This is a genomic window from Vibrio aestuarianus (assembly GCF_028858425.1).
Lineage (GTDB): Bacteria > Pseudomonadota > Gammaproteobacteria > Enterobacterales > Vibrionaceae > Vibrio > Vibrio aestuarianus.
In genome coordinates, this window is record NZ_JAKNYQ010000001.1 from 1,617,034 (window position 1) to 1,631,368 (window position 14,335).

The 14,335-nt window shown below is 41.7% G+C and carries 11 protein-coding genes and 3 pseudogenes; 3 read left to right on the top strand and 11 right to left on the bottom strand.

Annotation, left to right across the window (positions count from 1 at the left end; genetic code table 11):
- Nucleotides 1-20 precede the first annotated feature (20 nt).
- The 9 genes and pseudogenes from MCT08_RS07615 to MCT08_RS07650 all read right to left on the bottom strand — a co-directional run bounded on the left by MCT08_RS07615 (nt 21) and on the right by MCT08_RS07650 (nt 8,746).
- Complete coding sequence (locus tag MCT08_RS07615; RefSeq protein WP_274678173.1) at nt 21-596, bottom strand: hypothetical protein; 576 nt, start codon at nt 594-596, stop codon at nt 21-23.
- A 437-nt stretch (nt 597-1,033) separates the two neighbouring features.
- Nucleotides 1,034-1,189, bottom strand: a pseudogene (locus MCT08_RS07620) (transposase); the annotation flags it as partial.
- Nucleotides 1,190-1,514: 325 nt separating this feature from the next.
- A complete protein-coding gene (locus MCT08_RS07625; protein WP_274678174.1) occupies nt 1,515-2,909 on the bottom strand; it encodes an FUSC family protein in 1,395 nt (464 codons plus the stop codon).
- Between the two features lie 31 nt (nt 2,910-2,940).
- Complete coding sequence (locus MCT08_RS18675; RefSeq protein WP_356648974.1) at nt 2,941-3,177, bottom strand: Na+/H+ antiporter NhaC family protein; 237 nt, start codon at nt 3,175-3,177, stop codon at nt 2,941-2,943.
- An 11-nt stretch (nt 3,178-3,188) separates the two neighbouring features.
- Nucleotides 3,189-3,830: a Na+/H+ antiporter NhaC family protein gene (locus MCT08_RS07630; protein WP_274678663.1), complete on the bottom strand. Its 642-nt coding sequence runs from the start codon at nt 3,828-3,830 to the stop codon at nt 3,189-3,191.
- Nucleotides 3,725-3,943 carry a hypothetical protein gene (locus tag MCT08_RS07635; RefSeq protein WP_274678685.1) on the bottom strand — a complete coding sequence of 73 codons (219 nt, stop codon included), beginning with the start codon at nt 3,941-3,943 and terminating at the stop codon, nt 3,725-3,727. The genes MCT08_RS07630 and MCT08_RS07635 overlap by 106 nt, the downstream gene beginning before the upstream one ends.
- 234 nt (nt 3,944-4,177) lie before the next feature.
- Nucleotides 4,178-5,118, bottom strand: a pseudogene (locus MCT08_RS07640) (IS110 family RNA-guided transposase).
- Between the two features lie 349 nt (nt 5,119-5,467).
- Nucleotides 5,468-7,900, bottom strand: a complete 2,433-nt coding sequence (locus MCT08_RS07645; RefSeq protein ID WP_274678175.1) for an MMPL family transporter — start codon at nt 7,898-7,900, stop codon at nt 5,468-5,470.
- Nucleotides 7,901-8,050: 150 nt separating this feature from the next.
- A complete protein-coding gene (locus MCT08_RS07650; RefSeq protein ID WP_053309407.1) occupies nt 8,051-8,746 on the bottom strand; it encodes a VC0807 family protein in 696 nt (231 codons plus the stop codon).
- A 286-nt stretch (nt 8,747-9,032) separates the two neighbouring features.
- Between MCT08_RS07650 and MCT08_RS07655 the strand changes: the two are divergent.
- Nucleotides 9,033-9,203: pseudogene (locus MCT08_RS07655) on the top strand (IS1 family transposase); the annotation flags it as partial.
- Here the strand turns inward: MCT08_RS07655 and MCT08_RS07660 are convergent.
- Nucleotides 9,180-9,299 carry a DDE-type integrase/transposase/recombinase gene (locus tag MCT08_RS07660; protein ID WP_168521963.1) on the bottom strand — a complete coding sequence of 40 codons (120 nt, stop codon included), beginning with the start codon at nt 9,297-9,299 and terminating at the stop codon, nt 9,180-9,182. The pseudogene MCT08_RS07655 and the gene MCT08_RS07660 sit on opposite strands and share 24 nt — an antisense overlap.
- Before the next feature lie 497 nt (nt 9,300-9,796).
- Between MCT08_RS07660 and MCT08_RS07665 the strand changes: the two genes are divergently transcribed.
- Together MCT08_RS07665 and MCT08_RS07670 are read left to right on the top strand one after the other, a co-directional pair.
- On the top strand, nt 9,797-10,039 hold the full coding sequence (locus tag MCT08_RS07665) for a hypothetical protein (RefSeq protein WP_053309408.1): 243 nt from the start codon (nt 9,797-9,799) through the stop codon (nt 10,037-10,039).
- 1,051 nt (nt 10,040-11,090) lie between these two features.
- Nucleotides 11,091-12,173 (top strand): DUF4056 domain-containing protein, encoded by a 1,083-nt coding sequence (locus MCT08_RS07670; protein ID WP_274675428.1) that lies wholly within the window; start codon nt 11,091-11,093, stop codon nt 12,171-12,173.
- 88 nt (nt 12,174-12,261) lie between these two features.
- Here MCT08_RS07670 and MCT08_RS07675 read toward each other — a convergent pair whose 3' ends face one another.
- Nucleotides 12,262-14,025 (bottom strand): sodium:solute symporter family protein, encoded by a 1,764-nt coding sequence (locus tag MCT08_RS07675; RefSeq protein ID WP_274673239.1) that lies wholly within the window; start codon nt 14,023-14,025, stop codon nt 12,262-12,264.
- Between the last annotated feature and the right edge of the window lie 310 nt (nt 14,026-14,335).

Consider the following 14,335-nt stretch of genomic DNA (forward strand, 5'->3'; position numbering starts at 1 on the left):
AGAAATACTTCCTTGAAACGCTATAGATCAGCTTTTGAAATGGATAAAAAATTTGCGACTTTTTCTGCAGAGTTTAATTTTGGAAAGAAAGTTTGCCATTCTTTTGACTGATAAATACTTCGTTTACCATCATCTTTTTTAAACCATGTTCGTAAATAAAAACTGATTTTCTTTGTATCACTGATAAAGCATTTTGATAGAAGATCATTTGTTAAATCGAATAACACGATTGCTCTTTTTATGTCTGAAGAAGGCTTCTTTTTTAGAACAAAAACAAGAATAGAATGATCACTAGGAAGTTGAAGCTGGGCGATCGCACATCTTAATTTTGTAAGTGTAAATGAGCCAGTTAAAGTTTTATATTGCTTTCGATATCGGTAGCAAATTATAGGTGATTGCAGTGAGAGTAGATTGAAAAGATAGGCCGATTTATCTATTGCTTCATTCGATGTTCTTAGACCTGAAAATGGATTTGCTTGGCTGAATAGTTCCTCGACCGTGTCATCTGGTTTTAGTTCATTGACCTTTACTTTTGTAAGATCGATGTTGTCCAATAGTGTTGCATTAAAACGTTGAATCCCATCTTCCAAAATCACCTTCCGTCTAAAAAATGATCAGTTTTAGATACTTTAAAATTGTGGCTTTATTGTGTCCATTTTAGCCTTAAAAGTTGTGATGCGTCTCGAAAACATAGGTCATATACAACGTTATTACTAGGTTTTCCCGAGATTTCAGGTTGTGATAATATGTGTTACCTGTCTTGACATGGTAGGGGTCGGCGATTCGAGTTCGCCTAGACCCACCAAATTAAACAACAAAGCCCGCATATCTGCGGGCTTTGTTGTTTCTAGGGTATATCTCGCTTCTCCCAAGTTTCCCCATTCTAATTTTTCATATTTATGCGTTCAAATTTCATTGAGCTATACCTGATTTTGACCATCTGTGCCAACCCAATATGTGAATTTAGGATGGATTCAATTCCATCTGGTTTTACTTAAGTGGTATTAGCTGAAGTAATTTGTTCTCAATTTTAGAGTGTAGTCAGGGCTATCCTGGTTTTAGTTTTAAATGAAACCTCAACCTGCTTGGCTCGACAACCTATACTGGTGTAACGCGGACAAACAAGCGGTATGTTAACCAGCTTAAATACTTAGTCTAGAAAACCTTTCAGCACCCTCAATGGTATTGATGCCAAAAGAGGTGAAACTAGTAATCCGTAGTGTGCCTTGAGGCTCCTGTTGGTGCAATTGAGTCTCTGCGTGTACCTCATTGAGTAACATCCTAATTTGTCGTGCTTTGCCCACTACAGCCTGACCCGCTTGAGTTAATGAGAGCGATCTTGTTGAACTGTTGATCAACACGACGCTAAGCTCCGTTTCCTATAGTTTCAACTACTTAGAGACCGACGAGCGATCTAAATTCCGATATTCCGCTGCTTTCGCCAAACTGCCGAGATCAACTATGTCGAGTAGCAGTTCCAACTAATTTAACTTACTCATTCAGCTTGTAACCCTTTATGTATTCGCTGTTGTAAATAGGTTCAAATATATTCTTAATATTGCAAGAGCAAGAAATGTATACACTAGCATATATAACGGCGTGACGATGTCGTACGATGGGGATTGTTGGGTCGCTGTCATCGTCATCATAAGTAATAAGTTTCCCCCCAGCACTTTATAAATGAACCACTGTATAGTGGAGAAGGATTTGTAAATAATAAATATGTTGATAGCGTAGAAAAGGAGCAACTGATATACCTCAGTTAACTCCGGCAAAATAAACACATATTGCGCAAGGAAAATGACACCGAAAAACGTGTAACCGACAAACCAGTGCTTTATCATTTGTTGTGGCATATTGCTGAGTAATATCGCGCATATGGACATGTTGAGAACGAACATTGTCCCTGAAGGAACAGGTATATACAGCCACATCAATATTGCGGTAACTAAGCTTACTGTACCAACCAGAGTTTTACAGAATCGGGTACGCCAGTTGTCTATTAGTCGATCAAGAAACGATGGGTTGGGCGTTTTGTTTAAGTGGTAGAAGTCTTTTACCAGCCTAGGTAGAGAGAGCACAGACTGGTCACTTACTTTGGTTTGATGCAAAAAAGAGAGTGCTAAATCGAGAATTTCTAAGTGGTTTTTATCAATGCCTTGCTGATGAGCGCGCGTGGTAAGGTATTTAGTTACCCAGGCGGCTTTTAGCTTGTTCTCGTGGCTGCGGTTTTTTCTGCTGGGGGTAATGATATTTAATTTGGGCGTTGCCAAAAAATCAGCTAGGTCTTGGTCATGATATGGTTCACGAACAAAAGAGTCTAAGTGATAAGAAGTTTTTTCTGGGTGTTGCCTTATTAACTGCCTTAAAGAGTCGGCACTCTTATAAATGATATCGATATCATGACTAAATTGTTGTTCGTCATTATCTGGCCAAAGGATGCTAAAAATCACAGAGTAAACCACTACACCCAACAGGGTTTCTTGCATTCGTAAGATAGCGATATTGATAGTTGCACTGCTATCTAACCCACCGATAACTACCACGATTAGATAAACCATGAACGTAATTATAAAGGCGTAGCCCCATACGTTATCGCTACCCGCGTAGTTACAGAGAGCAAATAGCGTTACCGTGAACATTAAGAAATACAAAGGTTGTTGAGGAAAAACCGCGATGGTGATTATCCCTATCAGGCTTCCGCTGAGTGTCCCAATTAAGCGCATCAAACCTTTGCGCTTACCAGAATGGAGTGTCTCGCTAATCGCTAGAACATGTACCGCCATCGCTGACCAGTAGGGCTTTTGTAGCTCAAACAATAAAGCGAGGAAAATCGCGCAGCATAAAGCGATTGCTACTTTTAAAGCGAGTTTGGTATTGCTGTTGAAACGCCACTGTAGAGTGTGCATTAAAATGCCTTATTTTTTTTAATGTATTGAACTAGATAGTCACAATTGAATAGCTTATCAAGAAATAGCCAAACAAAGATAGAGTCGCTATGGTTAAAGTATAAGGCAACTGGCTAGAAAAATGCTCGCTAGGTGAGCAACCTGCAGCGGTCGAGGCCACAATGACCGAATCAGAAATAGGAGAGCTTTGATCGCCAACGACAGCTCCTGAGATCATCGCCCCGATAATAAGCGGCCATTCTAGGTTTAGGGCGAGCGCAATCGACAATATGATCGGAGTCAGAATACTGACTGTAGCCCTGAGCTACCGGTCGAGAAGGAGACGACACAGGCGGTAACAAATATTGCTGTGGGCATGACCCATAGCCAGTGGTTTAACTGCAGAAAATTCGCAATGTATACGCCCGTTTTCAATTGAGCGAGCAGGCTCCCCAAGGTGAATGCTAATATTAATATAATTAACGCGGGCAGTACTTGCTTTATCCCTTCGATTGACCAATCGGTATAGACATCTATTTTTACACTAGATAAGCACAAGGCCGCTTCTGAACCAATAAGAGCGATGAAACCGCTCCAATATATTGCATTGGTCATATTCCCGGCAACTGGGTTTCCGTGACCTGTTATTGTCGCGATAGTAAGGATAGAAAATAGTAGCAGAATGATAGGTAACAGCAGTATGTGTAACTTAGCATTGAGAGGTTGTGTGGTTTCGAAACGGCGATTATTTGAGACTCCTTCTTCTGACGCGGATTGAATCGGACTAACAAATTTGCCATGGAAAAGGATTACAAGTGGTACGGAACAAAGAATTGCTAAGGCATCGCTTTGATCACATAAGTAAGAGGTTTCGTCGTATTTCCAATTTGATCGAGCTGAACCAGTAACAAGCTGGACAAAAATACACCCGCACCACTGAATGGCATAAGCCATGCGAGAGGAGCGCCTGTACCATTGGCAATATAAGCGAGCTTTGTATTAGGTAAATGATGTTTGGCAAACAACGGCCTACCGACCACACCAACCATCACCATTGAGCCAATTTTAGTTGACCATATATGGACACCTCAGCTTTTACAACACTTTTGAATGATTGGTTCACTACCATATATTCGGCGTCGTTACAGGCTCTTTCGCCTGCGCCTTGATGTAAATCCGAAACCTATTGCCAAATCACTACATCGGCATTTAATGCCTTGGTCAACTCAGGTTACAATAGGTACGGTTAACCGTTTATTCATCAGTGTATGTAAACTTTCTTGAGGTTATTATGCAAAGGCTTTGTTTACGTCAAAGTCATTGCTTCCTGTTAATATTTTCCATGCTATACGAGCTAGTTTATTCGCAAGTGCTACCACAGCTTTATGTTTACCTTGTCTGACAGCTAACGCGTTGAACCATTTCCCAAGTTTATCTTGCCGTTTGTTGGCAAAACGCCCTACAGCCCTCGCGCCATGAATAAGTAACACACGCAGATCGGCGCTGCCATTTTTGAATTGTAGACCGGAACCTATCCACTAATAAAACTCGCTGTTACTAATGGCCCAAATCCAGGAATTGAAAGCAGTGCTTCGTAGCGAGGTTGATTTTGACAAAGAGCTTTAATATCACGCTCGATTTGCTCTATTCGATAATTTAAAACGCATAAATCATCATATAGAGATTTAAGAAGGCTACGAAGAGTATACGAAGGATCGTTGCTTCCATCTTCTAAAGCATCTATCAGGGACGCTTGCAGTTTTATTCTTCCGACACTAAAAATAACGCCAGATTCACCTGCTAAACTGCGAATTTGGTTTACTGACGCCGTTCTGTTTTGGACTAAGCGGGCCCGAACACAGCGTAATGATTTAATATCTTGTTGATCTACCGTTTTTATAGGCACTTTATGGATATTAGGTCGAAAAGCTGCTTCATATATAGCAAGAGCATCATTCGCATCGTTCTTTTGTCTTGAGACTAATGGCTTAACATGTTGGGCTGAAATTAGCTGAGCATCGAAGCCTAACTCTTTGAATTTCCTTCCCCAATAGTGAGAGGTCCCACATGCTTCCATTGCAATTAAAGTTCCTTGAGGAAATTGCCTTACTTTATCGAGTAGCTTATTGCGTCTAACTTTTTGATTACTCTTAATTGAATGATCTACAAGACAAACACAGACCTGAAATACATTTTTGGCTAAATCAATTCCAACAACTTTTATATCCATAATGGCAGCCCGCTCACAAATTGGGATGTCGAGATCACCAAAGGTGGTGATTTTTCGAAAAAAGCGCAAGTTGGGCAAAAGTAATTGAACATTCCGCCATTGTAAAAAACGTACACCCAATATCTGAATTTCGGATCTTGCTTTCCTATAGTCAAACAAGATGCCATCACCATAGTGCTCTTGGGTATCTAAGCCCAGTTAACTTTGAAACGCAAAATGTCGCTTAATGAAATGTCCAGTCTGACTGGACATTTCATTACTGTGATTGGTATAACTTTCTTACACTCTACTCTCGTATTTTTGATGAGGGTTGGTGTTTGGTTTTTATTGCGCTTAGGCTACCTTGTCGTTATTTAATCGAATCTCGTTGTTTTGGCTTGGTCATCTCGAGCGTAAGCGGCAGCAGCACCAAACTGAATAGCAGAATGCTACTTAACGCTATCGACAGCACCACGCCTATTGAATGCATTCCCTGATGCTGAGCGACAATGAGCGCACCAAACGTCATCAAGGTCGATAAACAACTCACTAATGTGGCATTGGGAGTGGATGTGGCAAAAAAGGCGTGAATGTCACCCTCTTTACGAAAACGGTTGACGATGTGAATACCGTTGTCCACACCCAGTCCGAATATGAGTGGAATGACGATGATATTGGCCATATTGAGCGACAGCCCCAGCCAGTGCATCAGACCCAACGTGGTTATGGACGATAGGATCAACGGAATAAAGATAAGCAAAATATCGCGTTTGTTGCGGATCGCCATCATCAGGATCAAGCTGATAAGCACAATAGCGAGTAAGATCGCTTGCTGAAAAGCTGAAACGATAATCTTACCCACTTGTTGCTCTGCTACGGCACGGCCTACGGCATTGGGGGCGATCGCTTGAACTTGACTAATAAAACGCGCTACGTTGTCGACATTGGTCATGTCATCTTTGGGGGTAATGGTAACGAGAAATTTACCATTATCACTGACAAAGCGATTCAATAGCTCTGCTGGTAGATCGTCCATACCTGGGTTATCACTCGTCTGCATCGAATCCATCATGCCTGTTAGTCCAGCAAACAGTTGTTGCTCTGTATCGTCTGGCAAAGTATTAGGTAGTTGCTTTGCTCCCTTCCACTGTTTTTCAATCGCACTTTGCTTAAACTCGGTATAGCTAAGCGGGGCGGGAAGATCTGCAAATTGCAGAGTTTGCATTAATCTATTCTGGCGAGCCGACCAGTCTTGGGGCAAAAAGTCAGTTGCGATAGTCACGTGACTAACGGATGACTGTGTGATGAGCTGCTGTTTCCACTGTTGCGCTTGCTGCTCATCCTCGGCAATTGCGTGTAATTGGTAGCTTGAACCCAAGCCCAGTTGTTGCAATTGGTTCAGTGCGACAACCGAAGCTGAATCCGGGTTTTTTAGTACCAAGGTAGAAAAGTCGAACTTAAACTGGCTCGCGCCAACCAACATCAGCACAAACCAGACGCCTACCGCGACAATAATCCCACGTGAATAACGATGAAGGCAGACACCATAACGCTTGCTGAGGCTGTGGCTTTCTTTACTGCGATTGGTCGGAAAACCGAACAGTTGAAAAAACACTGGCACGATGACAAACGTGGCCACCAGGCCCAACAGCATGCCGAGTGCTGAAATCACGCCAAGCTCACCCAGTCCGGTATACGCCGTTGGATAGAAACTCATAAAACCAATAGCAGAGGAGAGCGCACACAAGCTCAATGGCCTGATTGAATGCTGAATGGCGAGTTTGGTGCTGACGAGATTGTCAGTATTACCCCGACGTTGTTCTTGAATGTGCAGGCATAAGTGAATGGCAAAATCGACGGCTAGACCAATAAACATCACCATAAAGACTATCGAGATGGTGCTGTAGTGGCCGATTAAGGCTAAACCTGCGGCGAAGGTCCAGGTTAGTCCAATTAATACGGTGACATAACAAGCTAAAATGACCCGTAATGAGCGTATACCAATGGCTAAAATCAGTAGTAACCCAACCAAAGATGCGCTTCCCGCAAAGGCAATGCTGTTTTCCGCATCGTTAATTTCATCAAAATCAAGCGCAGTTTGTCCGGTATAGCTCACTTCTACGCCGTTTGGTTTGGGAATAGATGCAATGGTGGTGTTGAGGTTATCTATGATGGCGCGATTAGGATTTTTTTGCTGGTTATTGGCCGCACCCGCTAACGTAATCACAAAGTGCTTGGGAGTATTGAGCCCACTTTGCATCGTTTGTTGCCAGTCAACAAGATTGGACTGACTCGCGGTCAGCAGAGGCTCAAGCGATGCACTGTACGCAGAGTCGTGCTGACTGATTAAGGCGAGATAGTGTTCAATTCTATTTGCTGGTAGCTGTGACGCCAAAAACGCAGGAGCCACAGACTGTTCGAATTGCGTCATGAATTGTTTCAAATCGTCTTCTGGCAAAAAACCGAGCGCGTATTGATCGAACCAAGTTAAGGAGCTGGGCGCAAATACATCCAGAATCATATCTTGTTGGGAAAACGCCTCGGCTAGTTGATTGGTGTAGGTTTTGGCCTGCTGACCATTTTGCCCGCTGACCAAAACGGTGATGTTGCCGTTATCTGGGAACAGCCGATTGACTTCATTCAGATTATCTAGCCATTCTCCCTCTTGTTGAACTAAGGAAGACAAGTCGGCATTAACCTTGAAATGTTGCTGACCATACCAAGCACTAAAGGTGGTCACGATGATGATGAAACTGGCCAGCCAAACAGGGCGAGCGTTCAGGAGAGAAAAGAGTTTATTCACAATGTTCGCTAGATTAGTCACATTAAATATGTGTCTATTCTAGCGTTAAACCCGACCAATTTGGATGGAAATATTGTCTGGTGATCTAAATTGGCAGATTGATTCCATCGTCTTCACCACTTAACGTAGCACAAGCATTAAGTGGGGGCGTTATTTGATGTGGAAAATCTGTTCTGTTTCTAGCGATGTCATGGCTCGGACTTGGCGCCAGATGTAATAGAAAATGCCAAACATCATCAACATACTTGGGATTGCAATCATCGGGTAGCTGTACAGTGTCATCTTACCTAATTCTTCATTAAAGGCCGCAGTACCTGCTGGGCTCGTTACAATCCAAGTGGCGAGGAAATAGTTCATTGCCGATGAAAACGCAAAGGTGCTGGCAAACAAGTAATTTGAAGACATTAAGCAGCGTTCAAATGCTTCAGTTTTGCCATTCTCTTGCAAGCGCTCGTTGATCTGCGGTAGGTTCAACACGGTGTCATTGAGCAGTATTTTTTGCATCAGCGGATAGCGAGTAAAGGTGGAAGCCAATACAGCAAGCCCGATCAAACCTGGAATTAAGGCCTCTTTTAGTGCTAACCAACGTGTATCCAGCTCCAGCAGACCGATACCACCGGTTAATAGCACACTGATAAAACCGAGTGCGGAAATGAAGTTAAATTTCTTATTCCGAATCAGATCCATGCCACCGTAAATGATCGGAAATGCCAGTGCGACAGCCAGTGCCATCGCTGTTCCTAAGTGCTCATTGCCACTAAATTTCATTAATATGAAGGAAGGGATGAATACGTTAAACAGGATCTCGAGTAGGGGATTGGATTTTTTCGCGGTTGTGTTACTCATAATTCTACTGACTCTACAATGTTATCTGCCATTTTACTCTGATACGGAGTGTTCATCCAGTCACGCCAGATGTAAAGGGTTAAAGCCTTGAGTTATGTAACGACTTATGAAAGTGGTGTGCTTGATTTAATAGCAAGGCTTATATTTGGAAGTGTACGTATTAGGTACAATTCGCGTGCGTGTCGCTCGATCATTCAATTTAAGACATCACATTTTCTTCTGTGCATGGTACTTTCGTTATCAAATCCCACCCAAGTTTAGCTCACAATTTTCAGAGCGAAGTTAGAGGTTTACGCAACGCATAGAGCGAACTAATCTGATGTTACATTCCAGACTTAAGCGTTTAGCTCGTAAGAACATCGGTTTTTCAAAGTCAGAAGAAATGCATGATAAGGTTATCAGAACCTTTATGAATAAGAATTCTATTGGCAGATCAACTGATTTGAGTCTCAACTAGGAAAAGATTGATGGCACGATGAAGATAGAACCATTTTCCTTTCACCCTGGTGTAAGTTTCATTGAGTTGCCATGAGGCGTTTTCATTACACCTCAATTTCGTACATTAAGCCCTAAAATTCGGACTTTTATTAAAACGCTGGCTTTACCACTCCCATTCCTTCTCAAAAGCTCGTTTTTCTTTGAGCTCTTCAATTCGCTTTCGGGTGGCCATTACCTTGTTATCGTCGGGATGACGTTTAATTGCGCTTCCTTTTAGGTAAAGCCTATATTGCTCTGAATTAGCTTTTGGGCGGTTTTTTTTCGTATCACTTTCCTTTTTAGGGGACGCCCAAAAAAAAGATGCCTCACCGAGGATGCGTCAAAAGCATGTAAGCATGTAAGCATGAGCACTATTCTGATAGGGATCGTCAGATAAGGGCAAAATGCAGGTTTACTGTCTAAAAAAGCAGTCACTATGGCAAGTGAATTTATGCTACAAAACTCATACTTTGTGGTTATTTTAAGATTTATGAGTAAAATAATTCGACCAGACTGATTTATATGTCGAATAATATTTATAAAGTGACATTTATTTTTCTAAGGATAGAAAGCGTGAATATTGATGAAATAAAAGAAACAATAGCTCAGGATTTATTGGATGAAATCATCATCGTAGAATATGGGGCGGCTCCACAGTGGACTATCCGTTTTGTATTAAACAATAACGATGTTCATATTTTTACTGATTGTAGCGGCCAAATTATTGAGTTATTAGAGTTAAATTTGGCAATTAAAATAGCCGTTGTTTTAACCAAGAATGTATCGTGTAAAATATCTCGTATAAAAAGCGAGTAGTGCCCAACCCAAAGTTTTTCTCGCAATACAATGGCAGACGTTAGCCAGTTGATTGATAGGAGACCATAATTTGATAGACCAACGATGAATGATGGCATGGTCAACATTCATCCCTCGTTCTCGTTGAATTTCTTCAATTCCCCGTCACTGAGTTTGTATGCGAGGTCATAGCGGATGGTTTCAATCATGACTTCTGAAGGAAAATGGCAGCCTTTAAATATTAAAATTCAGAGTGAGATATGAGTATTGCGTAGATTCTAAGCTAAGGTATGAAACTTTGTGACATGACCCAAAATTCCAATATCAACCTCAAAAAGCACATAAATATGAATCAATGAGCATATGTACTTGCGCTATAATCAGCCATACCCCAACAAGCTAGGTAATAACATGTACTATTACTATAGAGGATTTAAAATACAAGTAAGAGGGAATGTGAAATACGTTCAATTAAGTAAAGGTCGGAATATCTCTGACACTTGTTCACTACGACTCAAAAAAAACATAGATGATATTATTGATCTCAACACTGGCGCAAGTCCATTCCAAAAGCCAAAGAATCAATTCTGGGAAAATCAAATTAAATCAAAGCATTAAAAATAATACGTGCCATATGTCGGGGTTCTGTCGCAAACATGGATGAAGGCGTAATAAAGCTACTACTCTACGCTAGCATGTCTGTACTAGTGTGGCAGGCTCTTCCGTCCTCAGCCAAAAATCTAACTACCCCTTGTTCAATATCCTCAGTGACTCAATGCCGTTGTTTAAATACTTAACTTACCGCTGCTGAACGTCCTGACGGAACTTACAATTGTATAGTTCACTGCCGCACAGGCCGATCTAAAGGTATACTCATTGAAAATTGTTGTTAGGTGTGCATAATGCACCGAAGTTCGCAAGTTATTTGCCTTTAACTTGTGATGCTTGCCCGATAAGTAGGGAATAAGGCTTATTTATCACGCTCGATACACGTTTTTAATCAAACCCGATGAACCCTCTATTTCAATATTCATGAAGCATTCTGACTTAAGTCGTAATCAAAAGGTAAAAGATGAAATTAAAATTGGTTATAGCCCTCAACTTATTACTAGTAAATGCACCAAGCTTTGCTGCTGAAAGCGTCGCTCCCACAGGACTTAGACCTTGCTGCGCCTTTGGTATTCATATGAAGTCTGAGTTAGGTGTGATTCCAGTTCCCTTTTTTAAAGTGGATAACATTGTTGAACTGTCTGACCTAGAACAACACAGGTACAACGATGGCAGCCAGGGTGTTACAAGTAGCTTATTGGGAACTGGCGATGAAAAAAATGGCCTGATTTATACTAGCAAAGGCGGAATTATCGATACTGCTCATGTTCGAGATACCGCGGACTATACTGCATTTTTGTACACACAAATTAAAGATAACCTAGGAACGGATATGCAAATTGTCTTAGACGATGAATTGCGTAGCCGTGTTATCAACTTGACCCAACAAACCGTTGGAATGACGGCTGATGAACAAAAATTGGCTGAAATACAGTTAAGTGCACTTCTCGCTTTTCGTCTTGCTCAGTGGCATGAAATTGCACAATGGTTTGGGTTCACATCTGTGAAGGGGTTTAAAGAGTACCCTTCGGCATTCTCTCCTGAAGATCTCTATTCAAACATGCTAGGTTCTATCATTGCCATAGAGGTATTGCAAAACTTGCCAGAGCTGACGAAAGAAACATACCAAGTGGCATTCACGGAAGTGTTTCAACGTAAGCTTCAAGAGCTAGGTGCCCAAGATTACGATCGTACTGAAAAAATAATGAATGATATGGATGGCGCGTGGTGGGATAGCGGCAAACGTCTACCTGATAAATGGGTAGTAAAAACTCGAGACTACACACCTCGTCTTACGATTAAGCCTAATTGGGGCGATACTGAAGAGCGAGTGACACTTTCATTGGAGCCGCTTGCTAATTTGGAGTCGTGGGGATACCTAACCTTAGTTGCAAGCAAAAAAGAGAAAAATTTCTCTGAGTTACCTTCGGATCTCACAAGTAAAAAAGTATGGGTGACTGATGATTTTACGACGATAGCTAAATTTGCGAAATCTATCGATGATAAACATGAACTAAACCGAAACGAACTACTTCCGCCTTACTAAAAGTTCTTTGAATTGAATGAGTTTCTAGCATGATACTAAAAATCCCGCCGAATATGGCGGGATTTGACTAGATAATGAAGAGACTTATTTAAATGGCAGACTCTTTACTTGTAACCGAATTTTTACGAGCAGCATTGACCAGCAATATACCCACAGTCAACACGATAGAGCCACACAGCAAGAATAATAAACGACCAGTTGGTTCGTTAGGAATGAGCGCCATCGCAAGGATACCAAAACCTGCTGTACAGATAAGATTACCTAGCATTGAGCGCTGTTTTGTATCCAAATTCTGTTGCTCTTCACCTTGCGCAATAAGCGGTGTATTCCAGTTTTCAAACAGTTGATCAACTTCTTTCTCGCGTTCAGGTGACAGGCCTTTGTAGAAGCGTGTGGTAAGCAAGAAGAAACCACCAGTTAGAACTACGTGAGCCGCTAAGCTAAGACCAACTTTCAGATCAGCCCATTCACGACCTGTTAGTGCTTGGTCAAGGCCAAATAGGTGCTCAATGTCGCTTGCTTGTAGTGAAATACCAAATACATAAGAGACGACACCACCAACGATGAGCGTTGTCCAACCCGCCCAGTCTGGTGTTTTACGTACCCACATACCTAGTAGAACAGGGATCAGCATCGGGAAGCCAATCAAAGCACCTACGTTTAATACAATATCAAATAGGCTTAAATGGCGCAGTGAGTTAATAAACAGACCGATCGCAATGATGATGATGCCCATCATAACGGTCGTTAGCTTACTAACCATAACCAATTCTTTCTGTGTGGCGTTTTTACGTAAAATAGGTTGGTAGAAATTACATACAAAGATACCAGCGTTACGGTTCAAGCCTGAGTCCATTGAAGACATGGTTGCTGCAAACATTGCAGACATCAATAAGCCAACCATACCTGCAGGCATGATATTTTGAACAAAAGCAAGGTAAGCAGCATCACCAGCTTTGTTACCCATCGAAGCGTATTGAGCTGCGAAATCTGGCATAAATGCACTGACATACCAAGGTGGCAGGAACCAGATAAGCGGTCCAACAATCATTAAGATGCAAGCAAGCCCTGCAGCTTTACGTGCATTTTCACTGTCCTTAGCACAAAGGTAACGATATGCGTTGATACTGTTGTTCATTACACCGAATTGTTTTACGAAAATGAACACCACCCAAAGAATGAAAATGCTGACATAATTGAGGTTATTACCGAACATGAAATCACCGTTGAAGTTTTCAACGATGTTTCCGATGCCACCACCATGGAAGTAAGCCGCGATAGCACAAGTGATCGTCACCGCCATAATGACGAGCATTTGCATAAAGTCAGAAGCAACAACAGCCCAAGAACCACCAGTCACCGCCATAATAACCAGCACGACACCTGTAAAGATGATGGTTGCTTCCATTGGAATATCGAATACGGCAGCAACAAAAATGGCCAAACCATTTAACCAGATACCCGCAGAAATAAGGCTGTCAGGCATACCGGCCCATGTAAAGAATTGCTCAGATGTTTTACCGAAACGTTGACGAATGGCTTCAATAGCCGTTACGACCCGCAGTTGACGGAATTTTGGAGCAAAGTAGATGTAGTTCATGAAATAGCCAAATGCGTTGGCTAAGAATAGGATTACAACGACGAAACCGTCACTGAATGCGCGTCCTGCAGCTCCTGTAAACGTCCATGCTGAAAATTGTGTCATGAAGGCAGTTGCACCCACCATCCACCACAACATTTTGCCGCCCCCACGAAAATAATCGCTAGTTGAGGTGGTGAATTTTCTAAACATCCACCCAATAGCAATTAAGAACATGAAGTAGGCGAGTACCACGATAGTATCAATAGTCATTTTTCAGCCTTAAAGGTTTAAGTCAATTATCTAAGACGTATACTATCTTATTGCCTGGTTTATTTGTAGTACAATAACTCTTTATCGTGATCTTAATCTCACCATTTTTACCGTTAAAGTTTGTTTACACGGCCTTTTTTGCATGTTTTATGGGGTTTTTGATGAGTTAATACGAAATGGGAAACATTACCACTCTTCAATTGTATTACTAAACTTCGTGATTTGATAAGGCGATGTATGGATATTACGCGAATAGGGAAATAGACAAGATAGATAGCGAGGAGAGAAAAAAGCCCCTTGCGTAAAGAGG